Raw genomic sequence first — 24,862 nt, 5'->3', positions numbered from 1 at the left:
ATGTATTAATAAGCATCCACATCAATAATAAAACGAATTGGTCTAAAATCTTTAACAGTCTCAAACGTATTTTTAATTTTAGAAACTGTGTTTTTAGTATTTGCTAAACTTTGTTTTGGCCGAATTTTTATCAAAAGATTTTTAATTATATTAGCTTAATTGCATCAAAATCAGCCAAAAACATGTCTAATTCTAGAAGAAATTTTATTAAAAAAAGTTTATTATTTAGCGCAACTCTGCCAGTTTTGGGAAGTAGTTTTATAGCATGTAAAAACAAACCCGAAAAGAAAAACTTATCTATTTTAATTTTAGGAGGAACAAGTTTTCTAGGACCACATCAAATAAAATATGCTTTAGAAAGAGGACATAAAGTGTCAATTTTTACAAGAGGAAAAACAAAACCCAATGTAAACAGAGCTGTTTTTGATAAGGTTGAACATTTAGTTGGTGACAGAGAAAATAACTTATCTGCTTTAGAAAACAGAAAATGGGATATTGTTATTGACAACTCTGGACAAAAAGCAAGTTGGACAAAAGCAACCGCAAACTTACTGAAAGAGAATTGTGATTTATATGTGTACACTTCTTCTACTGGAGTTTATTTTCCTTATAAAACAGGAAATATTAAGGAAGATCAAGAACTATTATACAAAGAACCAGAGAACATTACTGATGAAAACCTAAAATTAGAATATTGGTATGGTGTAATGAAGGCGAACTCTGAACAAGAAACTATAAATGCTTTTGGTAAAGAGCGTTCAATTATTGTTAGACCTACATATATGTTTGGCCCTGGAGATAAAACAGATCGATTTATTCATTGGCCAATTCGTTTGGCTAAAGGTGGAGAAATATTAGTTCCAGTAAAGGCTGATGATCCTGTACAATATATTGATGTTAGAGATGTAGCTGAATTTATGATTCGTTTAGCAGAACAAAAAGCTACTGGAACTTACAATGCGGTAGGTCCTTTAAAAAAAGAAACTATATTCGATTTTGTAACCAATGCAAAAAAAGCTTTTAGTACAGATGCTAGCATTGTACAAATAGATGATTATGATTTTTTAAAAGAACATAAAATTTATTATTTAGTTCCTTGGATTCCTATTGATGAATATACATATGGATCCGCAAGGGTTAATAATGATTTTTCAATTAAAAAAGGACTAACTTTTAGAGATTTAAAGGCATCAATAAAAGAAACACATGATTGGTGGTATTCTGATAATTTAACTGATGAAAGACGCGATAAGTTTGAGAAAAAAAAGGATTCTATTTTGATGCAAGAAAAAGAGATCATTAACGCTTGGAAAAGTGTAAAAAAGAAAGTGTAATCGCATAAAAAAAGGAACTCAAATTTGAGTTCCTTTTTTAAATAATGATAATTAATTATTTATTAGTTGTCTTTTTTCTTATCATCTTTAGAAACTTTGTTCCATATTTTTATTTCATCTTCTTCTGTAACTCCTTCTATAACTTGTACATTAATTCCGTCTGAAGTTCCTAACTTTAAGGTTTGCTTTTTAAAAGTACCATCTTCTTGTTTTACCTCTACATAAGGTTCTTCTGTTTTTTTGTCGAATTTTAATAATGCTTCTTTAATAGAAAGTACGCTATCTTTTTTCTCTAAAACAATATCTGCATTTGCACTGTACCCTGCTCTAATAAAGAATTTATCATCTAAAGTAACATCTGCTTTGATAGTAAATTGAACCGCTCCATTTTCTTCTGTTCCTTTTGGTGCTATAAAATTTAATTTTGCAGGAAATTTTACTCCTTCAATAGCTCCTATAGAAACATCAATATCAGAACCTTTAACTAATTTACCTACTTCAGATTCATCAACTTTACCCTCAAAAATCATTTTGTTCATGTCTGCAATAGAGGCTATAGTTGTACCTGCATTAAAGTTGTTAGATTGTATTACTTGATCTCCTTCTTTTACAGGAATTTCTAAAATAGTTCCTGAAATTTGCGCCATAATGTTGGTGTTTGCAGATCCACCTGAACCAGCAGAACCTTTTTTGATGATTAAATAATCATTCTCAGCATTCTTTAAGTCTTGTTTGGTTTGATTGTACGTCAACTCAATTTGCTCAAATTCTTGTCTAGAAATTACACCTTTATCGTATAATTTTTTATTTCTATCATACTGAACTTTAGCGTTATTTAATCTAATTTTTGTGTTGTCTACTCTACCTTTAGCGCTAATTAATGACTGCTCATTAGGTACAACTCTAACAGTTGCTATTAAGTCACCTTTTTTTACTTTAGAACCTTCTAAAAGCATTATTTTATCAATAATACCAGTAATTTGAGGCTTGATTTCAATCTCTTCTAAAGGAGTAACTTTACCAGTTGCTACTGTTTTTTTTATGATTGTTGTTTTAAATGGAGTTTCTGTATCATATTCTACAATACTTTTTTGATTTTTCTTTCCGAACCAAATTAATGCAGCTACAAATAAAACTGCGATAATAATTAAAATAATTTTTGCTTTTTTGCTCATGATTTGTTGATTGGTTTATTCTTCTCTTAATGCTTCTATTGGTTTTACAACTGTTGCCATATGTGCAGGAATTAATCCTATTAGCGTACCTAGTACAATTAGTGTTGTAAATGCGATAAATATTATAGGTATGTTTACTGTTGGGTTTACTAATGGTATATCTTCATTAGAACTTGTTGCTAAGTCAATAAAAAATAGAATTGTACCACCAAAAATAATTCCCAGCATTCCTGCAACAGTAGTTAAAAAAACAGATTCTAAAATAATTTGTTGGCGAATACTTTTAGGAGTTGCTCCCAAGGCTCTTCTAATTCCTATTTCTTTTGTTCTTTCTTTTACTGTAATTAATAGGATGTTACCAATTGCAAAAACTCCCGCAATTAAAGTAGCTATACCTACAAACCAAGTTAAAAACTGCATTCCTATTAAGAAATCTGTAAATTTTGCAAATTCAACACCTAAATTAAAAGAACCAAATGCTCTATTATCCTCTGGATGAACTTTATGCAGACTTTTTAAGGTTAATTTCACATCACTCTCTAGCTGTTTGATATTGGTGTTTTCATCTGCTGTAATCACCATCCAGTCAATATTATTAGCAGTATTATATACTCTTTTAAAAGTTGAGAACGGAATGTAAGCTGTGTCTCCGTCTAAATCAATTCCTTGAGATGGCCCATAAACCCCAATTACTTTGTAATTTATGCTATTGATTTTTATGTATTCCCCTATAGGTATTACACCTTTGTCAAATAACTGTTTGTACATATCCTCAGAAATAACAGTTACTTTGGCATAAGATAATATGTCGTTTTGGTTGATAAATCTTCCGTAGATTAATTTCTTTTTTTGAATTTTATCTAACACAGGGTAATCTCCACTTACTTTAAAATCACCTGATTTAAAATTATGGACTAATAAGTTATTTGTTTGATTTCTGGGCGCTAAAAACTTTATTTTATCTCCATACTCAGATTTTAAAGCTTTGATATCATTCATATTCAGCTTAAACCTTCTACCTTCCTGAAAACCTTTAAATGGTGTATCTGTTCTTTGCGTCCATACAAACACACTGTTGGTAGCAAAGTTTCCAAATAGTTTTTTAAAGCCATTTTCCATACCTCTAGCAGCACCTAAAAGTACTACCAATAAGAAAATACCCCATAAAACTCCAATAATGGTAATTACGGTTCTTGCTTTATTTTTACGAATACTTCCGTAAATTTCTTGCCATGTATCTGAATCGAATAAAAACTTCATAATTAATCTGCTCTTAGGGCTTCTATTGGTTTAATATTTGCTGCTCTTTTAGCAGGAACATAACCTGCAATTAAACCTGAAATAATTAATGTTAAGGTTGCTCCAATAATAATTCCAGGACTAACACTTGGATCTTTGATAAAGTAATCTTCTAAAGAATCCCCTATTTGAGCTAAAACAAAAGTTCCTAAACTTAACCCTAAATATCCAGCAATTGTAGTTATTAAAACAGATTCTTGAACAACCATACCAACTATTGAAGCTGGTTTAGCTCCTAGAGCTTTTCTAATTCCGAATTCTTTGGTTCTTTCTTTAATTACAAAAATCATAATATTACTGATACCTATAATTCCAGCCACTAATGTACCAGAGCCTACAAAGAGTACTATAAGATACAATACAAACATAAATTGCCCAACACCTTTGTTTGCTTCTGCCATATTTCTAACTGAAAGTGCACTTTGATCATCTGGGTGAATATTCATTTTACTACGTAAATCCCTTTCCATTTTATTACCAAAGGCAATAGCAGCATCAAGGCTTAAATTTGGATTGTAGCCTAAAGCAATCTGACTTATATAATCGTTATTACCATACATCATTTGGGCAGTAGTTAACGGAATAAAAGCTTTTCTTTCTTCGTTATCTCCTCCTTCATCAGAAAAAATACCAATTACTAAATAAGAACTCCCATTTACGTTTACTCTTTTTGTTAAAGCAGGTCTCTCACCAAATAAATCTTCTTTAAGTAATCTACCAATTACAATTACTTTAGATTTTTCTCTTAAATCTCTTTCGTTTAGATACCTACCTTCATCTATAATTGTTTTTTCTAAAAACTGATGATCTGGGTTTACAGCCATTACACTGTAATTGCTTGCTTCATTTTTATACTTAATGGTAAAGTTTTTATAAATTCTAGCAGATTTATACTGTATTTTATTACCGTATTCATCTTGAATATATTCGTAATCTTTATTTTTTAATTGAACTCTTCTGCCAGTTTGTAATCCTTTGTATGGTTTAGAAGTTTTCCAAACTCTTACAAACATTGCATTTTGAGCATCATCTGCAAAAGCATCTTTAAAAGAGTTGCTTAAACCACTAACAATACCAAAAAGTAATGTAAATAATAGTATAGCAAAAGCCACCGTAAAACCTGAAAGTACTGAACGCAACCGGTTTTTGTTAATGCTTTGAAATATTTCTCTCCAACGATCTAAATCAAACATAATTAAACTGCTTTTGCTGCTTTTGTGTATTCGTCACTTATGATAACTCCATCTTTTAGACGAACTATTCTTTTGGTTTGTTCTGCAACTTCTTCTTCGTGTGTAATTACAAAAACAGTCATACCTTCATCATTAATGTCTTTCAACAAATCCATTACAGAGTCTGTTGTAGTAGAATCTAATGCTCCTGTAGGTTCATCAGCTAAAACTACTTTTGGTTTGGTAACTAGAGCTCTAGCAATGGCTACACGTTGTTTTTGTCCTCCAGAGAGTTCGTTAGGTAAATGATTTGCCCAATCTTTAAGTCCTACTTTTTCTAAATAATCTAATGCAATTTTTAACCTTTCTTTTCTATTCATACCTTTATAATACAAAGGAAGTGCAACATTTTCTAAAGCTGTCTTGTAAGAAATAAGGTTAAAAGACTGAAAAACAAAACCTAAGAACTTATTTCTTAGAATAGCTGCTTTTTTTTCGTTTAATTCTTTGATTAATTGTCCGTTTAAAAAGTAGTTTCCTTCATCATGAACATCTAATAAGCCAACAATATTTAATAAAGTTGATTTACCAGAACCAGAAGACCCCATAATTGAAACAAATTCGCCTTCTTTAATATGTAAATCTATTCCTTTTAAAACATGTAGAGAATCTTTACCTATTGGGTAAGATTTGTGAAGTTTTTCAATTTTAATCATCAGTTGGTTAATTTTAAACGAAAATACCTAAAGCAATTAGTTGGACTTATTAATTTTATGTTAAATCAAAAAACACCATTTACTCTAGTACAACCATAAGACGTGTGAATAAAAAAAATGTTACAAGAATTTTAAAAAAAAGTTGAAGTATCTTTGTATTAAACGCATATCTTTTTGTCTGTATGAATGAAATTCCAAAAAATAAAAAAATCATCTTGTTTGACGGGGTTTGCAACCTGTGCAATGATTCAGTATTAAAAGTGATTAAAAACGACACAAAAAATACTTTTTTATTTACAGCATTGCAATCTGATTCTGGACAAAAAATTATTAATCATTTAAAAATTGATATTTCTAAAATAGATTCTATTATTTTATATGAACCTGGAGTTTCTTATGAGATAAAATCTACTGCTGCTCTTAAAATAATGAATGATTTTGGTGGTTTTTGGAAAATCACTCAAATTTTTTGGGTACTTCCTGAGACTTTTAGAAATGTAATTTATGATTTTATCGCAAAAAACAGGTATAAATGGTTTGGAAAAAAAGAAAGTTGTATGATTCCAACACCAGAATTAAAAGCTAAATTTTTAGAGTAATATGAATTTTCCAAACAAAGTAAAATGTGTCATTTTTGACATGGATGGTGTGATTATAGATTCTGAAGAAATTCATAAAAAAGCCTATTACGAAACCTTTAACGCTATTGGTGTTAATGTTTCTGATAATTTATACAAAACACTTACAGGTTCATCTACCATAAATGCTTTTCAAAAATTAGTAAATCATTTTAATTTAGATCTAAATCCTGAAGATTTGGTTTTAGACAAAAGAAGACGTTATGTAAATTTCTTTGAAAATGACCCTACTTTACATTTGGTTAATGGAGTTGAAGAAATCATAAAATATTTTTACAATAAAGGATTAATTTTAATATTGGCATCTTCTTCTGCAATGGTTAATATAAACCGTGTTTTTAATCGATTTGATTTAAATCAATATTTTAAAGCAAAAATTAGTGGCGCAGATTTAACTGAATCTAAACCTCATCCAGAAATTTTTGAAAAAGCAGCACTTTTAGGAAATACTCCTAAAGAAAATTGTATAGTTATCGAAGATTCTGATAATGGTGTAAAAGCGGCAAATGATGCAAGTATTTTTGTTGTAGGATATCAAAACCCAATGGCAGAAGATCAAACATTAGAAAATGCTAATATGATAATTGATGATTTTTCTATGTTAAAAGAGTTAATATAGATTTAATCTCACCATAAATTCCCTAAAAAGTACTTTTGTTAAATTAGAATTATACATGTAATTAAAAAAATGTATATTTATTAAATTATTTTTATAAAACTCTGATTATGAGTATAAAAAATATTTTAAGACTACTATTCTAACCAAAACAAACTATCTATGGAATTACAAATTAGTAATTTGAATAAAACCTATTCAAATGGCGTTCAAGCTTTAAAAGATGTTTCTTTAACTATTCCGCAAGGAATGTTTGGTCTTTTAGGACCTAATGGAGCAGGTAAATCATCCTTAATGAGAACTTTGGCAACCTTACAAGAAGCAGATTCAGGTTCTATAACTTTAGGTGATATTGATATTTTAAAAAACAAGTCTAAAGTAAGAGAAATATTAGGCTATCTACCTCAAGAGTTTGGAGTCTATCCAAAAATTACTTCATACGATATGCTAAATCATATTGCTAAATTAAAAGGAATTTCCAATAAAGGAGAACGTAAAGATTTAGTAGAATCTTTGTTAAATAAAACGAATCTTTGGCATGTTCGTAATAAGAGTTTAGGCACATATTCTGGAGGAATGAAGCAACGTTTTGGTATTGCACAAGCCTTAATTGGTGATCCACGTCTAATTATTGTTGATGAACCAACAGCTGGTTTGGATCCTGCAGAACGTGTTCGTTTTCACAACCTATTGAGTGAAATTGGTGAGAACACCATTGTAATTCTTTCCACTCATATTGTAGAAGATATTTCAAATTTATGTCAAAATATGGCTATCATTTGCTTAGGTGAAGTGGTAGCACAAGGAAATCCAAACGATTTAACCAAAAATGTTGTAGGTAAGATTTGGACAAAAGCCATAGAAAAATCGGAATTAGATACTTATCAAAATGAAATGCAAGTTATTTCTACACATTTAAAAGCAGGACAAACTATTATTCATGTTTTAAGTGATGAAAAACCTCACAGTTCCTTTAAAAAAGGAGCTGCGAATTTAGAAGATGTATATTTTGCTGAAATAACAACTCGTATGGAGACTGTTTCTGCATAGTTGAATTATTAACTTAAAAAAATCAATTATGTTTAAAGAAATTTTTCTATTTGAAATTAAATATCGTTTTAAAAGACCCGCAACTTGGGCATACTTTGGAATTTTATTAGTGTTTGGTTTGTTTTTTTCTATTGGAGGAAATGGACCCGCTTCTGAAAAAGTATTTGTGAATTCACCTACTGCAATTGCAACTATGTTATCCGTCATTAGTATTTTCGGAATTATGCTTTCGAGCGCTATTATGGGAGTTCCTGTTTACAGAGATATAGAACACAAAACAGAGAATTATTACTTCTCTTATCCTATTACTGAAAAAGGATATTTAATGGGACGTTTTTTCGGTTCTATGTTTGTACTGTTATTAGTCAGTTTAGGCTTACATGCTGGGTTAATTATTGGTTTTCAAATTGGACCTTATGCAGGTTTTGTAGAACCAGAACGCTTTACTGATTTTAACTTATGGTGGTATTTACAGCCAACTTTGGCTTTATACTGGACAAACTTCTTCTTTGCTGGATGTATCTTTTTTACCCTTGTAAGTATGACAAAAAAAGTGATGTTAGCCTATGCAGGTGGTGCTATTTTATTTATTACCTACTTAGTAACTAACACATTAACCCAAGATATTGAAGCTAAAGATTTGGTAAGTTTATTAGATCCATTTGGATTAGGAACTTTCAACAATGTAACTAGATACTGGACACCAGAAGAACAAAACACCTTAACTGTTCCTTTTGATGGAATGATTATTTGGAATCGTCTTTTATGGGTTGGTTTAGGGGTTATTTTATTTCTTTATACTTTATTTCGTTTTGATTTTCAGCGCTTCTTAAACAAGAACTTTGGTAAAATAAAGAAGAAAAAAGAAGCGAAACAATCTCACTCTAATGCAGCTTTAATTAAAATTCCTTCTGTTACAAAGCATTTTTCTAGTGCCTTAAACATAAAGTTACTGTTTAGTCTAGCATTTCTAGAATTTAAGAATATTATCAGAGACAACTTCTTCAAAGCTATTTTAGCAGCTGGTGTAGCTTTCTTGTTTTTTGATGCTTGGTTTGGTTTTCCAAATTATGGAACTCCGTCTTTACCACTCACTTATTATATGCTAGAAGTAAAAGATTTTACCTATGTAATACTCATTTTTATTCTCATCGTTTTTATGACTGGAGAAGTATTACATAGAGAACGTGGTGTAAGATATGATCAAATATTTGGATCCATGCCATTACCAAACAGAATTGTTTATGGGTCTAAATTTTTAGCACTAGCACTAGTTGCTTTTGTTTTAGTAAATCTTGTTTTGGTAAGTGGTGTTTTTAATCAAATCATAAAAGGATATTACAATTTTGAATTTGGCAAATATTTCACAGACTTATATTTAATAGAATATCCAAGATATATCATTTTTATAATGATGGCATTTTTTGTGCATTCTATTGTGTCTAAAAAATTTATGGGGCATGTAATTGCTATTGCTATTTGGATTTTCTTATTCGGATTAAATAATTTTGCTGAAATTAACAACAACCTATACCTCTATGGATATTCAGCTGGATATACATTATCTGACATGAATGGTTTTGGTCATTTTGGTAAATCACTTTTTTGGTTTAGATTTTATTGGTTGACATGTGGTGCTTTTTTAACTTTTATTGGTTATCTATTTTGGAAAAGAGGAACAGACTCTGGAAGAAAAGCAAGATTTCAAATTGCAAAAAGAAGATTTAGAGGAGCAACATTGGTTAGTATTATAACTGCTTTAATTTTATGGATTGGTTCTGGTTTTTATATTAATTACAATACCAAAACCTTAAACTACTATGCCAATTCTGATGCTGGAACAATGAATGCAGTTGAATATGAAAAAACCTTGAGTAAATATGCAAAAATTCATCAACCTAAAATAATTGATGTAAAAGTCAACGCAGATTTATTACCTAAAGAAAGAAGTGCAACCATAACCACTAACTTTATAATGGTAAATAAATCTGATCAACCAATAGATTCTTTGCATTTAAATTGGGGAGGTAAGTCTAGTTTTAAGAAAAAAATGGACAAGTTCTTAATTGATAATCAAAAACCTGTCTTAGAAAAAGAATTTGAAAAATTTGGCTATCAGATTTACAAATTACCCAAAACGATGCAACCAAATGATACTGTTTCCATGGTATTAACAGTTTCACGTTATTTTGAGGGATTTCCTAATGAAGGTTCTGGTTCTCAAATTGTTTATAATGGTACTTTTTTGAATAATGGATATTTTCCTTCATTTGGTTATGATTCAGCAGGGGAAGTCTCAAGTGATCAAGATCGAAAAAAACACAATTTACCCATCAAAGATTATTCACTTCCAGAACAAAATGATGAATGGGGCACTAGCAACTTATTATTTAATAATGATGCAGATTATATAACTTTTGAAGGAACTGTAAGCACTGATTTAGATCAAATTGCGATTATGCCAGGAATTTTACAGAAAGAATGGGAAGAAAATGGACGTAAATATTATCATTATAAAATGACTGGTGAACTGGACTTCTTTTATAATATTTCTTCTGCGAGATATGATGTGTTAAGAGAAGTTTGGACAGGTGAGAATGGAGAAAAAGTAAATATCGAAATTTTTCATCACCCAACACATAAATACAACTTAGATAAATTTGTAAAAGGTGTAAAACATTCTTTGGATTATTTTTCTAAAAACTACAGTCCTTATCAATACAAGCAAATGCGAATTATCGAATTTCCAAGATACTCAACTTTTGCTCAGTCTTTTCCAAATACAGTTCCTTATGCAGAAAGCTTTGGTTGGGTTGGAGATTTTAGTGATCCTGAAGATTTAGATTATGTGTACATGGTTACTTCTCATGAGGTTGCACATCAATGGTGGGGACATCAAATTACACCTTCAGCTACTAGAGGTTCTAATCAAATTTCTGAATCTATGGCAGAATATTCTTCTTTAATGGTAATGAAAAAAGAATATGGAATAGATGCAATGCAAGATTTCTTAAAAAGAGAATTGGATAGTTATTTAAGAGGAAGAGCTAATGAAGGAAAGTTTGAAAAAACATTATTAGACAATGACAGCCAACAATATGTTTGGTACAGAAAAGGAGGATTAATTTTATATGGCTTGCAAGATTTAATTGGAGAAGACACTTTAAACAGTGGATTCAAAAAATTTATGGAGGATGCTAAATTTAGACAAAAAGCTCCATTTGCGACTTCAACTGAATGGTATAGTTATATGAAATCTGTAACTCCAGATTCTTTACAATACTATCTAGAAGATAGTTTTGAGAAAATTACTATTTATAACAATAAAGTGAAAAACGCAACTTACAAGAAAATTTCAGACACAGAGTATGAGGTTACCTTAGAAGTAGAAAGTGCAAAAAATTACTTTGGTGGAAATGGAAAACTTTTAGAAACAGGAGAAAAACCCAATGTGATTGAAATTGCTGTATTTGATCGTGATACTAAGAATGAAATGGGAATGACAACTAAAGTTCCTTTATTTTTAGAAAAACGTTGGATAAAGCCAGGAATTAGTACATTTACCTTTACTACTGATAAGATTCCTGTAAAAGCCGGAATTGATCCTTACAATAAATTAATAGATCGAATTCCGGATGATAACTTAAAAATTGTTGAACTCGAAGAATAATTAGATTTATAACCAAAAAAGCTCAAGAAGAAATTCTTGAGCTTTTATAATTGTTATAAAATTTAAACTATGGTCTAAAAGAAATTTTACGCATACGTAAACTCGCAGGTGTAACTTCTAAATATTCATCAGTTTTAATATACTCCATACATTCTTCTAAAGAGAAATCAATTTTTGGTGCAATCTTAACACTATCATCTGTTCCTGAAGAACGAACGTTTGTTAGTTTTTTACCTTTAATTAAATTTACCCCCATATCAGTATCTTTACTGTTTTCTCCAACAACTTGACCAATATAAATATCTTCATTTGGTTCTATAAAAAACCTTCCTCTATCTTGTAATCTATCAATTGCATATGCAGTTGCTTTACCTGCTGCAGAAGACACTATTGCACCTTTAATATCTTCAGAAAATTCTCCTTTAAAAGGGCCATATTCAGAAAAACGGTGATTTATAATTGCTGTTCCAGCTGTAGCTGTTAAAATTTTATTACGTAAACCAATTAAACCTCTAGAAGGAATGGTAAATTCTAGGTGTTGTAAATCTCCTTTTGGCTCCATTACTAGTAAATCTCCCTTTCTTAGAGAAACTAAGTTAATTGCTTTAGAAGCAACATCTTCAGGAACATCAATAGATAAGGTTTCATAAGGTTCTGATTTTACGCCATCAATCTCCTTAAGGATTACTTGTGGACGACCAACTTGTAACTCATAACCTTCTCTACGCATGGTCTCAATCAAAACAGATAAGTGTAAAACTCCACGTCCGAAAACATTAAATTTATCCTCAGAATCAGTAGTGTCAACTCTTAACGCTAAGTTTTTTTCCATTTCTTTAAACAATCTGTCACGTAAATGACGAGAAGTTACAAATTTACCCTCTTTACCAAAGAAAGGAGAATTGTTAATGGTAAACAACATACTCATTGTAGGTTGATCAACTTCTATTCTTGGTAAGGCCTCTGGATTTTCTAAATCTGCAATTGTATCACCAATTTCAAAACCTTCTATCCCAGTTATAGCACAAATATCTCCAGAACGAACTTTTTCTACTGAAGCTTTACCCATCCCCTCAAAAACATGTAATTCTTTGATTCTCACTTTTTTAGTAGAGCCATCAGCTTTCATTAACATATAATCTTTGGCAATTTCTAAATCTCCTCTAAAAACACGTCCAATTGCAATTCTACCTGTAAAAGCAGAAAAGTCTAAAGATGTAATTTGCATTTGAGGAGAACCTTCTCTATATGGTGCTTCTGGAATAGATTCTAAAACAGCGTCTAATAAATCTAATATATTTTCTTTTGGTTCTTGCCAATCTGTAGACATCCATCCATTTTTTGCAGAACCATAAATTGTAGTAAAGTCTAATTGCTCTTCTGATGCTTCTAAAGCAAACATTAAATCAAAAACTTTTTCATGTACTAAATCTGGTGTACAGTTTTCTTTGTCAACTTTATTTACAACTACAATTGGAGTTAAACCCAATTCAATAGCTTTACCTAATACAAAACGAGTTTGTGGCATAGGCCCTTCAAAAGCATCAACTAATAATAAAACACCATCAGCCATTTTTAAAACACGCTCTACTTCTCCTCCAAAATCGGCGTGACCAGGTGTGTCAATTACATTAATTTTTACACCTTTATAATTTACAGAAACGTTTTTAGATAGAATTGTAATTCCTCTTTCTCTTTCTAAATCGTTATTATCTAACAATAAATCTGTACGTTCTTTACGATCATCTAAGATTTTTGCTTGATCTATTATTTTGTCTACTAAGGTTGTTTTTCCGTGGTCAACGTGCGCAATAATTGCGATGTTTCTTATTGATTGCATATGTGCCTTCTTAAATTTCGTGCAAAAGTAGCCTTTTCTTAGTTATTAATAACAAATAATGAAAAATGAATTTTAAAAAGTTTAAAATAAACATGTTGAAAACAAAAAATTGTAGTTAATAAAACAAGTCTTACTCAACTTTTAATTATAATGAAGTACCATCATCTGAGTCTGGATCGTCTTGAAAAGCTGATGGCAAAATATCTGGAATTAATTTGATTAATAGCGGCAATAATAATGCGCCTCCAGGAAGTAGAAATACCGCTAAAGCTGGAATTGATTTACAGATATCTAATAACTGTATTTTAATTTTTTCTTTTTCTTCTGGCAATAAATGAGTGTGCATAGATTTACGGATAAGATGCATTGCTTCCTTACTTTGAGATAACTCTTGAATCAACCTCAATTTATTTTTGTGTAACAATACTTTAATTTCTTCTACGCTGTTCATTATAATTTTCTACGTTTACGTTCTGTTTTTAATAAATTTAACTCTCTACTTGTTTGTCCTGCTACAGACGTATTTTCTTCTGCTCTTCGAATTAAGTATGGCATTACATCTCTAACTGGTCCAAAAGGCAGGTACTTGGCTACATTATATCCTTGATTTGCTAAATTGTAACTAATATGGTCACTCATACCAAATAATTGACCAAACCAAAGTCTTTTGTCATCTTCTTTAATTTTGTGTTTTTTAGCTAAATCCATCAACAAATAAGAACTTTCTTCATTATGAGTACCTGCAAATAAAGCCATTTTTTTATGATCCATCATATACTTTATAGCTGCATCAAAATTAACATCTGTTGCTTCTTTGTTTTCACATATTGGAGATGGATACCCCATTTCTTCTGCTCTCTCGCGTTCTTTTTCCATATAGGCTCCTCTAACTACTTTTAACCCAATGTAAAAACCCTTTTGGTGGGCTTTAGCATGTAAATGTTTTAAATATTCTAACCGATCATGTCTGTACATTTGAAGCGTATTAAAAACAATCGCTTTTTTGGTGTTGTAGATTTCCATTAATTCTTCAATCAACTCATCTGCAGCTTTTTGCATCCAACTTTCTTCGGCATCTATCAACAACGGAACATCTTTTTTAATAGCTGCCTCACAAACTTTATGATAACGCGCCACTACTCTATTCCACTCCTCTTTTTCTTCTGTTGATAATTCTTTGCCCTCTGATTTTTTTTGATACAAAGCAAAACGTCCAAATCCAGAAGGTTTAAAAACCGCATAAGGAATTGCTTTTTTTTCTTCGCAAAAATTAATGATTTTTAAAATCTTTTCTAAAGCACCATCAAAACTAACTTCTTGATCTTTCCCCTCTACAGAATAATCTAATACACTATGCACATTACCATTTTTGTACATATTATCTATAATAGGCAAACAGTCTTCTTCAGTAACGCCGCCACAAAAATGATCGAAAACTGTAGAGCGAATTAAGCCCTCTACAGGCAAATGAACTTTTAAAGCAAAATTGGTTACAGCAGAACCAATTCGAACCATAGGTTCATTTTGTATCATTTTAAATAAAAAATAGGCACGCTCTAACTGTGAATCCGATTTTAAAGCAAATGCAACTTCTGTATTATCAAAAAGGTTCATAACTATATCGATTTAGTAAAACAAATATAGCTATTGAATGGTAATATTTGAATAATTTCTATTTAATTTGCAAGCATAATTATTTAATTGATGAAAACCATACAAGCAGTTACGTATCCTGTTCATTTTCAAGAAAAAGGCTACAAAGCACTTTCTAATTTAGTTAAAAAAAATAACTATTCTACCATTTTTATTTTGGTTGATGAGAATACTTTTGAGCATTGTTATCCTAAATTTATAAGAAATTTTAGTGCAGAAAACAGGATTGAAGTAATAGAAATTGAATCTGGAGAAATTAATAAAAACCTAGAAACTTGTATTGGTGTTTGGAACGCTATTACAGAATTAGGTGGTGATAGAAAAAGCCTTTTAATTACTTTAGGTGGTGGCGTAATTACTGATTTAGGTGGCTTTGTGGCTTCTTGTTTTAAACGTGGAATCGATTTTGTGAATGTACCAACCACTTTATTATCAATGGTGGATGCTTCTGTAGGTGGAAAAACTGGTGTAGATTTAGGGGTTTTGAAAAACCAAATTGGTTTGTTTGCAAATCCAGAAATGGTTATTGTTGATGATTTATATTTATCTACTGTTAAAGAAAGAGAAATAAAATCTGGAATGGCTGAAATTATTAAATATGGTGTTACTTACGATATTAACCTATTTAATGAAATTAAACAAAATAAAGGACTACATATTAAAGACTTAATATTTAGATCTATTGAAATTAAAAACGAAGTTGTTCTAGAAGACCCCAAAGAACAAAGTTTACGTAAGATTTTAAATTTTGGTCATACTTTAGGGCATGCAATAGAGTCTTTTTACTTAGAATCTGAAAACAAAGAAAACTTAACTCATGGTGAAGCTATTGCAATTGGTATGGTTTGCGAAAGTTATATGTCTTCTAAATTATTAGGTTTTCCCGCAGAAAAAGTTGCAGAAGTAAAAGATGTAGTTTTATCTATCTACGATAAAATAAATCTTTTAAAAGAAGATTTTGTTGCTATTATGGAATTACTGAAACATGATAAGAAAAACGTAAACGGACAAGTAAACTTTGTGCTTTTAAACGATTACGAAAATTTTAAATTAGACTGTAAAGTTTCTGAAGAATTGATTGTTGAAAGTATGGAGTTTTATAATTTGTAAAAATTAATACAAACTAAAATAATCTTCATGCATTTTTTCACCTACTAAAGATAAATCTTCTACTAATTTTTCGATATAATCTTTTAGATTTTCTTGTACATCTTCTATTGTTGTATACTGATGCTTACATTTTAATTTACCAATAAAGAATGCAGCTGTATCTTTAGGTGGTATTTCATCTTTTGATAAAAAACCAATATAGTGCTGAATATTATTTAGAGAATTCATAATTGAACGCGGACAATATGGATTTAAAATTAAGAAATCTAGCACATTATTGCTTGATGGTATTTTTCTATAGTACCTGCGCATCATATCATAAGTTTGCACGCATTTTAACAAGGTAGTCCACTCGTAACTTGTTGTAACAGATGCTCCAGAATTTACTTTTTCTACCAATGCATCATTGTATTTAGAGTTAACAATTCTAATAACTTGATTGGCTCTTTCAATATAAATACCCAACATTATAATTGCATAGACTTCATCATGTAAAAGTGTTCCTCTAATTTTTGTTCTTAAAGATGGAATGTTTGCAGTAATCATTGTTGTAAATTCAAACAATCCATTTTTTACAAATCGATCTTTATCGTAGTTTTTTACGGTTCTGTTTAAGGTGTTTATAGACTCATATAATTCCGTAGAAATTAAATCTCTTGCTCCGTTTGCGTTTTGTTGTGCATTTTGTATCGATGTTAAGATAGAAAACTGTTTGTCAGGGTTTAACCCAATATCAAACAGTACTTTTCTCTCATCCAACTCTTTACCTTCTTTTAACTCTTCTTCATCTGCTACAAATAACATAGAACGCAGCACAAACTGTCTAGATTGAGACAATTCTGTAGGTGCATCTAAAGATGAAAAGTAATTGACATTCATATATCTTGCGATATGTTCTGAGCGCTCTAAATAACGCCCCATCCAAAATAAATTATTGGCTACTCTTGCTAACATAAAACTGTTTTATTTTTTTAATACCCAAGTATCTTTAGATCCTCCTCCTTGTGATGAATTAACTACCAAATTCCCTCTTTTTAAAGCAACTCTTGTCAAACCTCCTTTTAATACAAAATCTTTATCTTTTCCTAATAAAGTAAAGGTTCTTAAATCTACATGTCTTGGTTCAAAAGATTGCTCTTCTTCAATATAAGTAGCATGTGTAGATAAAGACATTATAGGTTGTGCAATATATTTTCTTGGATCTTCTTTAACTGTGACTTTTACTTTTTCTATTTCTTCTTTGGTCAATTTGTTTCCTATAGAAATACCATAACCACCAGATTCATCCACAGGTTTAATTACCAATTTATCTACATTTTCTAAAACATATTTGAGCTCATCAGGTCTACTACAATGATACGTATACACATTGTTTAAAATAGGTTCTTCATCTAAATAATATTTGATAATTTGTGGCATGTAGGTATAAATGGCTTTGTCATCTGCAACTCCAGTTCCTGGTGCATTTACCAAACAAACTTTCCCTTTCATGTAGCTTTTAAACAATCCTGGTACACCTAACAAAGAATCCTTTTTAAACTCTAAAGGATCTATAAATAAATCGTCTACACGTCTGTAAATTACATCTACTCTTTCTAAACCCTTAATGGTTTTCATGTATACAAAATCATTTTCTATAAACAAATCTCGTCCTTCAACCAATTCTACTCCCATTTGCTTTGCTAAAAACGAATGTTCATAATAAGCTGAATTATAAACACCTGGCGTTAACACAACACATTTTGGAACATCTACTCCTTTTGGCTTAACAGATTCTATAATTTCTAATAAATTCTGTCCATAATCTGATACGTTATACGATTGATAATGGTTAAAAACTCCAAATAATGTTCTCTTTAAAGCATCTCTATTTCCAACCACATAACTTACACCAGAAGGACATCTAATATTGTCTTCTAATACATAATACTCGCCATCTGAATGTTTAATTAAATCTGTACCAGAAACATGGTTGTAAATTCCTCCAGGAGGATTAAAACCCTTCATTTGTTTCAAGTAATTTACAGATGAGTTTATTAATTCTATAGGAACAATACCGTCTTTAATTATTTTTTGATCATGATATAAATCCCATAAAAACTCATTTAAAGCCTTACTACGTTGCAAAGCTCCTGCTTCTATTTTACACCATTCTTTGTTTCCTATAATTCTTGGAAACAAATCAAAAGGAAATATTTTTTCTTTCGTTTCTTGATCTCCATACACTTGAAAAGTAATTCCCTGATTAAAAAAAGCATCTTTGGCTTTGTCATTTAAATTCACAAAATCATCAATAGAGTAACCATTAAATAAGTTAAATAAAGTTTCATACACTTTTCTTACTTCATTGTTATCCGTAAAAATTTCATCGTAAAACCTTGAATCAAATTCGTAAGAAGAAAAGATGGGTAAATTAGTAGGTGCTTTCAAATTGAATACTTTTTTGCGTAAATTTAATAAAATTATATTTAATAAACACGTCAATAATGGCAATATTGTTAAATTATTTTTACTAAATTTAACAAAACGATGATTTTTATTTTAAAAAAAATGATTTTCATTAAAAATACAATAATCATCGAAAATTGAAATTTATTTCGTAATATTTGTATTGCATTTAGTAATTTCACATTTACACACAACAACATAATTATAAAGAGGCATTTTATGGCATTAAAAATTGTAATTTCTCATAAAACAAAATACAAATACGATCGTTCAGTTAAACTTTCTCCACATATCTTTAGATTAAGGCCTGCACCACATTCTAGAACACCTATAGAGTCTTACTCTTTAAAAATAAAACCTGAAAATCACTTTTTTAATTGGCAGCAAGATCCTTTTGGAAATTATTTGGCAAGAGTAGTTTTTCCTGATAAAACCGAAGAACTTTCTATAGATGTTGAGATTATTGCAGATTTAAAAACCATAAATCCATTTGATTTTTTCGTTGAAGAATCTGCAGAGGAATTTCCTTTTGAATATAATGATACCATAAAAAAAGAGCTTTTACCCTACTTAGAAGTTACAGAAAAAGGCCCCTTATTAAAAGATTTTTTAGCGTCTATAGACATGACGCCTCGTAAAACCATTTATTTTTTAATTGATATCAACAGAAAAATATACGAATACTTGAATTATAACATTCGTATGGAACCTGGGGTACAAACTTGTGAAGAAACCTTAGGGCAGAAAAATGGTTCTTGTAGGGATTATGCATGGTTATTTGTACAGGCTTTGCGTCATTTAGGGTTTGGAGCGCGTTTTGTTTCTGGATATTTAGTACAATTAAAGTCTGATGAACAGTCTTTAGATGGACCTTCTGGACCTGCAGAAGATTTTACAGATTTACATGCTTGGGCAGAAGTGTATCTCCCAGGTGCTGGTTGGATTGGTTTTGATGCAACTTCTGGTTTATTGGCTGGTGAAGGACATATTCCTTTAGCTTGTACACCTTCTTTTGAAAGTGCTGCGCCTGTTTTTGGTTTGTCTGATGTTTGTGAAACTACTTTTGAATTTGAAAATTCTGTAAAGCGTATTTTAGAATCGCCTAGAGTTACAAAACCTTATACTGAAGATCAATGGAAAGCCATTGATAGATTAGGTAAAAAGGTAGAAAAAGAATTGCAAAAAAATGACGTTCGTTTAACCATGGGTGGTGAACCTACGTTTGTTTCTATTGATGATATGGAAAGCGAACAGTGGAATACTGCTGCTGATGGAGAACATAAACGTGCATTGGCCAAAGATTTATCAAAACGATTTTTAGATAAGTTTACCCAAGGTGGTTTTTTACATCATGCACAAGGAAAATGGTACCCAGGAGAACCTTTACCTAGATGGTCTATTGAATTATGTTGGAGAAAAGACGGAAGAAAAATCTGGTTCAATCCTGATTTGTTAGCTGCAATTGCACCTAAAACTGAACTGCCTGAAAATGCAGATATTTTATTTTTAGAAAAGTTAACTCAATATTTAGGTGTAACTCCAAATCACATTAAACCAACATTTGAAGATGCTTTTTTATTGATGTATGAACAAGGTAATTTGCCTGTTGATTATAATCCTAAGGATGATGAAGACGCTTCTTTAGCCACTCAAAAAATTACAGAAATTTTAGAAAATGGTACGTCAAAACCTGTGGGCTATGTGTTACCCTTAAATAAAACTGAAGGCAAATGGTTTAGTAGCGAATGGACATTTAGAAGAAATCACATTTATTTAACGCCAGGAAATTCTCCTTTAGGATTGCGTTTGCCATTAAACTCTTTACAACAAAAACCAGAACACGAACTTTTTCCTATTTATGAACCAGATTTGTTTTCTAAAAAGAAACGTTTGCCAAGTTTTAGACAAATAGTTTCTAAACGTCATAAAAACTTTTTAGAAAACGGAGTTCCGCAAAATATGCCAAATTATTTTGTAAGAACTGCATTATGTTCAGAAATTAGAGAGGGTAAATTACATTTATTTTTACCACCCTTAGAAGAAGCAGCCTTTTATTTAGATTTATTGGCATCCATAGAAGCCACAGCAAGAGAATTAGAAATCCCTGTGGTTTTAGAAGGATATGGACCACCACATGACAATCGTTTAGAGTCTATGAAAATTACGCCAGATCCAGGAGTAATTGAAGTAAATGTACATCCTTCTCATAGTTGGTCAGATTTAAAAGATACTACTTTTACCATTTATGAAGAAGCCAAAAAATCGAGATTAGGAACTGAAAAGTTTATGTTAGATGGCAAACATACAGGAACTGGTGGTGGAAATCATGTAACTTTAGGTGGTGTTTCTCCAAAAGATAGCCCTTTATTGCGCAAACCTAGTTTGTTACGTAGTTTATTAACGTTTTGGCAACATCATCCAGGATTGTCTTATTTATTTTCTGGTTCTTTTATTGGGCCTACAAGTCAAGCACCAAGAGTAGATGAAGCAAGACATGATAGTTTATACGAATTAGAAATTGCATTTAGTCAAATTCCTAAAGATGGTGAAGTTCCTTTTTGGTTAACAGACAGATTATTCCGTCATTTATTAACCGATTTAACAGGAAATACCCACAGAGCAGAATTTTGTATTGATAAATTATACTCACCAGATTCGTCATCAGGAAGATTGGGTATTTTAGAGTTAAGAGGTTTTGATATGCCACCTCATGCACAAATGAGTTTACTGCAAAACTTATTAGTTAGAACCTTAGTTTCTTGGTTTTGGAAAAAACCATATGAACACGATTTAGTAAGATGGGGCACAGAATTACACGATAAATTTCTGATAGAACATTTTGTAAGAGAAGACATTAAAGACATTGTAAATCAACTAAATAAAGCTGGTTATAAATTTAAAGAAGACTGGTTTGATCCATTTTTCGAATTTCGTTTTCCTTTATATGGTATGGTTGATATCAACAATATTCATTTAGAATTAAGAGCAGGAATTGAACCTTGGAATGTTTTAGGTGAAGAAATGAATGGTGGAGGAACTTCAAGATATGTAGATTCATCCTTAGAAAGATTACAAGTAAAGGTTTCTAATTTTACAGATGAAAGGTATATACTTACTTGTAATGGGGTTAAAGTTCAATTAAAAAGCGCTGGAGTTAATGGAGAGTTTGTAGCAGGAATACGCTACAAAGCTTGGAACCCCTACTCTGCTTTACACCCAACAATTGGTGTAGATACACCTTTGGTTTTTGATATTGTAGATACTTGGAACAAACGTTCTATAGGAGGCTGCACCTACTTTGTAGCACATCCTGGAGGTAGATCTTACGAAACGTACCCTGTAAATAGTTTCGAGGCAGAATCGCGAAGAATTAACAGATTCTGGGACTTTGGTCATTCACAAGGAGAAATATCAACCAAAAAAGAAAAGAAGAAAGAACGCGCTTTAAATAACAAAAATGATATTGGAAGATCTGTTGCAAAACAAGGAAGTTCAAAAAAATTCAGTTTTAAAGAGATTCCTGTGAACCCAGAATATCCAAATACCTTAGATTTGCGTCTCAAAAAATAAATTCAATTGACAAAAATACCGATAACCTCTTTTTTTAGTGATTATTTTAAAGATTTTGAAAATTATGATGAAGTTTTAAAATCTGATATGACCATTAACCCTAATTGGGAAAAATTATTAACTAATTTTTCTAAGTTAGGTATGGATGAGTTGAATAAAAAACAGGATGATTTAGATTGGCTATTGGCAGAAAATGGAGTTACCTACAACGTTTATAATGATCCAAATGGATTGAATAGACCTTGGAATTTAAATATAATTCCGTTTGTTATCGACCAAAAAGAATGGAAAACCATAGAGAAAGGTCTGCAACAAAGAGCACATCTTTTAGACTTGGTTTTAAAGGATATTTATGGAGATAAAAAATTGATTAAAGATGGAATTGTGCCATCAGAAATTATCTATGCACATCGTGGTTTTTTAAGACCTTGTCATCAAATTCAATACAACACAGCACAACAGTTAGTAATGCATTCTGCAGATTTGGCTAGAGGTCCAGATGGAAGAATGTGGGTGGTTAATGATAGAACTGAAGCACCGTCAGGAATGGGTTATGCTTTAGAAAACAGGTTTTCTGTTAGAGAAGTTGTGCCAGATTTTTTTAAAGAAATTAATGTAAAACAACCTTTTGGCTTTTTTAAAGATTTTAATGATTTACTAATTAATTCTGCTGCTACAAATAAGGAAAATCCAACCATTGTTATTTTAACTCCTGGGCCACATAATGAAACCTATTTTGAACATGCTTACTTATCATCATTTTTAGGATATCCTTTAGTAAAAGGAAATGATTTAGTGGTAAGAGACAACAAAGTTTGGATTAAGACCTTAAAAGGTTTAATTCAGGTTGATGTAATTTACAGACGTGTAGATGATGCCTACTCTGATCCTTTAGAATTAAAAGGAGATTCGTATTTGGGTGTTGCTGGTTTGTTAAATGTGGTAAGAGCAAAAAATGTATCAATCATCAATCCTATTGGAAGTGGTGTTTTAGAAAATCCAGGATTAATTCCTTTTATGAATTCCATTTGTAAATACTTTTTAAAAGAAGATTTACTATTACCTCAAATTGCTTCTTGGTGGTGTGGACAAGAAAAAGAACGCAAATATGTATTAGAAAATATTAGAAAATTGGTTGTAAAACCAATCGACAATACAAAAAGAGAACATATTTATTTTTGCGAATTTTTAAGTGATAAAGAGATTGAAGCTTTAAAAAAAGAAATTTTAGCAAAGCCTTATCGTTATGTAGCACAAGAAAAAATTTCATTTTCTACTGCTCCAAACCTTACAAAAGACAGTTTAGAACCCAGAAAAGTAATGTGTAGAACTTTTGCTGTTGCTAAAGAGAACTCCTACAGCATTATGCCTGGAGGCTTAGTAAGAGTGGCTGCAGAAAGAAAAAAATTGAGTGTTTCAAATCAAAAAGGAGGTACAAGTAAAGATTTTTGGGTAACAAATAATGCAAATAAATCTTTTAAAAAGCGTCAGCGTTTTCATTGGCATCACTCGAGTTCTAATATTTTTTCTGGCATCGAAAACTTACCAAGTAATACTGCTGAAAATTTATTTTGGTCTGGTAGATATTTAGCTAGAACTTTAGTTACTGCTAGATATATTAGAATGGTTTTAAATCAAATGACCAATTCTGAATTTAACAAACGAGAATCTGATACAGAGAGCTTACACATTTTATATCAATCTATAACTCATTTAACTTCAATTTTTCCAGGATTTACAGGTAAAAACAAAGAAAAAGCAATAGAAAATCCATTAGAAGAAATTGCCATTGTTTTGTTTGATAAAACTCAAATGGGAAGTTTAGCGCATGCACTTTCATCATTCAATAACTCCTATTATACCTTAAGAAATCTTTGGTCTAAAGATATATGGAGGGTATTTGATACGCTAAAAAAAGATTGGAATGGTTTTGATAAAAAAGATCATCATAATGTTCAAAAACTATCAAAATTATTAGACACTATAATTACCAAACTAATTGCTTTTATTGGTTTAATTGAAGAGAGTATTTTGGTAGATCAAGGTTTGCTACTCTATTTTATAGGTTTGCAAATGGAACAAGCTATTATGACAATTGATAAATCTAGAGCTTTATTAACCATTTCTTATAATGAGGATGTGGAATATGAAATTTTAGAATCATTGTTGAATAGTCATGAAAGTTTAAATATTTACAGATACAGTTTTAAATCTTATTTAGATATCGAAAATGTAATTAAACTAATTCTGCTAGATGATGCATATTCTAGATCTTTAAAATATCAACTCAATAGAATTCGTAGAGATGTTTTTAGACTGCCTAAAAGAACCAATGATGCTGAACTAACAACTTTAGAAACAACAATTCTAAAAGCTTGTGACATGATTGAAAATGCAAAATCGAGTACTTTAATTCAGGTTGATGAAAATGGCTTTACAAGAACTGAATTAGAGGAATTGTTAGCTTCTTTAAGTGATTTGATTCACAATACTTCAATGTCTTTAACGGATATGTATTTTAATCATTCTGATGAACAAATACAGTTAATTAATCAAAATTATACCAATTAA

General features: G+C 30.6%; 18 protein-coding genes. 8 read left to right on the top strand and 10 right to left on the bottom strand.

Annotation, left to right across the window (positions count from 1 at the left end):
• Positions 1 to 5 precede the first annotated feature (5 nt).
• Complete coding sequence (locus FP421_RS15255) at positions 6 to 134, bottom strand: hypothetical protein (protein ID WP_262885934.1); 129 nt, start codon at positions 132 to 134, stop codon at positions 6 to 8.
• A gap of 48 nt (positions 135 to 182) precedes the next feature.
• On the opposite strand from FP421_RS15255, the gene FP421_RS03080 reads away from it, so the two are divergent.
• Entirely contained in the window at positions 183 to 1,334 is a 1,152-nt protein-coding gene (locus FP421_RS03080; RefSeq protein WP_159947503.1) for an NAD-dependent epimerase/dehydratase family protein, read from the top strand.
• Positions 1,335 to 1,396: 62 nt separating this feature from the next.
• Here the strand turns inward: FP421_RS03080 and FP421_RS03075 are convergent, their stop codons facing one another.
• From FP421_RS03075 to FP421_RS03060, 4 genes are read right to left on the bottom strand one after another with little or no spacing between them, the layout of a single operon-like run.
• Positions 1,397 to 2,509 (bottom strand): efflux RND transporter periplasmic adaptor subunit, encoded by a 1,113-nt coding sequence (locus FP421_RS03075; RefSeq protein WP_159947501.1) that lies wholly within the window; start codon positions 2,507 to 2,509, stop codon positions 1,397 to 1,399.
• A 15-nt stretch (positions 2,510 to 2,524) separates the two neighbouring features.
• Entirely contained in the window at positions 2,525 to 3,769 is a 1,245-nt protein-coding gene (locus FP421_RS03070) for an ABC transporter permease (RefSeq protein ID WP_159947499.1), read from the bottom strand.
• A gap of 2 nt (positions 3,770 to 3,771) precedes the next feature.
• Entirely contained in the window at positions 3,772 to 5,001 is a 1,230-nt protein-coding gene (locus tag FP421_RS03065) for an ABC transporter permease (protein ID WP_159947497.1), read from the bottom strand.
• A gap of 2 nt (positions 5,002 to 5,003) precedes the next feature.
• A complete protein-coding gene (locus tag FP421_RS03060; RefSeq protein ID WP_159947495.1) occupies positions 5,004 to 5,696 on the bottom strand; it encodes an ABC transporter ATP-binding protein in 693 nt (230 codons plus the stop codon).
• A 182-nt stretch (positions 5,697 to 5,878) separates the two neighbouring features.
• Between FP421_RS03060 and FP421_RS03055 the strand changes: the two genes are divergently transcribed.
• The 4 genes from FP421_RS03055 to FP421_RS03040 all read left to right on the top strand — a co-directional run bounded on the left by FP421_RS03055 (position 5,879) and on the right by FP421_RS03040 (position 11,670).
• Positions 5,879 to 6,295, top strand: a complete 417-nt coding sequence (locus tag FP421_RS03055; protein WP_159947493.1) for a thiol-disulfide oxidoreductase DCC family protein — start codon at positions 5,879 to 5,881, stop codon at positions 6,293 to 6,295.
• 1 nt (position 6,296) lies between these two features.
• Positions 6,297 to 6,953, top strand: a complete 657-nt coding sequence (locus FP421_RS03050; protein ID WP_159947491.1) for an HAD family hydrolase — start codon at positions 6,297 to 6,299, stop codon at positions 6,951 to 6,953.
• A gap of 159 nt (positions 6,954 to 7,112) precedes the next feature.
• On the top strand, positions 7,113 to 8,000 hold the full coding sequence (locus tag FP421_RS03045) for an ABC transporter ATP-binding protein (RefSeq protein ID WP_159947489.1): 888 nt from the start codon (positions 7,113 to 7,115) through the stop codon (positions 7,998 to 8,000).
• A 28-nt stretch (positions 8,001 to 8,028) separates the two neighbouring features.
• On the top strand, positions 8,029 to 11,670 hold the full coding sequence (locus tag FP421_RS03040) for an ABC transporter permease/M1 family aminopeptidase (protein ID WP_159947487.1): 3,642 nt from the start codon (positions 8,029 to 8,031) through the stop codon (positions 11,668 to 11,670).
• A gap of 67 nt (positions 11,671 to 11,737) precedes the next feature.
• On the opposite strand, the gene typA is transcribed toward FP421_RS03040, so the two are convergent.
• The 3 genes from typA to FP421_RS03025 all read right to left on the bottom strand — a co-directional run bounded on the left by typA (position 11,738) and on the right by FP421_RS03025 (position 15,124).
• Positions 11,738 to 13,510 (bottom strand): translational GTPase TypA, encoded by a 1,773-nt coding sequence (typA, locus tag FP421_RS03035; RefSeq protein ID WP_159947485.1) that lies wholly within the window; start codon positions 13,508 to 13,510, stop codon positions 11,738 to 11,740.
• A 145-nt stretch (positions 13,511 to 13,655) separates the two neighbouring features.
• Entirely contained in the window at positions 13,656 to 13,961 is a 306-nt protein-coding gene (locus tag FP421_RS03030; protein ID WP_159947483.1) for an LETM1 domain-containing protein, read from the bottom strand.
• The gene (locus FP421_RS03025; protein WP_159947481.1) at positions 13,961 to 15,124 is read right to left on the bottom strand and encodes a proline dehydrogenase family protein; all 1,164 of its coding nucleotides are present in this window, start codon (positions 15,122 to 15,124) and stop codon (positions 13,961 to 13,963) included. Before FP421_RS03025 ends, FP421_RS03030 begins: the two co-directional genes overlap by 1 nt.
• Before the next feature lie 90 nt (positions 15,125 to 15,214).
• On the opposite strand from FP421_RS03025, the gene aroB reads away from it, so the two are divergent.
• Positions 15,215 to 16,273 carry a 3-dehydroquinate synthase gene (aroB, locus tag FP421_RS03020; protein ID WP_159947479.1) on the top strand — a complete coding sequence of 353 codons (1,059 nt, stop codon included), beginning with the start codon at positions 15,215 to 15,217 and terminating at the stop codon, positions 16,271 to 16,273.
• Between the two features lie 3 nt (positions 16,274 to 16,276).
• Here aroB and FP421_RS03015 read toward each other — a convergent pair whose 3' ends face one another.
• Positions 16,277 to 17,227 carry an alpha-E domain-containing protein gene (locus FP421_RS03015; RefSeq protein ID WP_159947477.1) on the bottom strand — a complete coding sequence of 317 codons (951 nt, stop codon included), beginning with the start codon at positions 17,225 to 17,227 and terminating at the stop codon, positions 16,277 to 16,279.
• A gap of 9 nt (positions 17,228 to 17,236) precedes the next feature.
• Positions 17,237 to 18,703, bottom strand: coding sequence for a circularly permuted type 2 ATP-grasp protein (locus FP421_RS03010; RefSeq protein ID WP_159947475.1), 1,467 nt, complete (start codon positions 18,701 to 18,703; stop codon positions 17,237 to 17,239).
• Positions 18,704 to 18,940: 237 nt separating this feature from the next.
• Between FP421_RS03010 and FP421_RS03005 the strand changes: the two genes are divergently transcribed.
• Together FP421_RS03005 and FP421_RS03000 are read left to right on the top strand one after the other, a co-directional pair.
• Positions 18,941 to 22,291: a transglutaminase family protein gene (locus tag FP421_RS03005; protein ID WP_159947473.1), complete on the top strand. Its 3,351-nt coding sequence runs from the start codon at positions 18,941 to 18,943 to the stop codon at positions 22,289 to 22,291.
• Between the two features lie 6 nt (positions 22,292 to 22,297).
• Positions 22,298 to 24,862, top strand: a complete 2,565-nt coding sequence (locus FP421_RS03000) for a circularly permuted type 2 ATP-grasp protein (RefSeq protein ID WP_236548009.1) — start codon at positions 22,298 to 22,300, stop codon at positions 24,860 to 24,862.

The organism is Polaribacter septentrionalilitoris (assembly GCF_009832745.1).
GTDB lineage: Bacteria > Bacteroidota > Bacteroidia > Flavobacteriales > Flavobacteriaceae > Polaribacter > Polaribacter septentrionalilitoris.
This window is presented reverse-complemented; position numbering and strand designations above follow the sequence as displayed.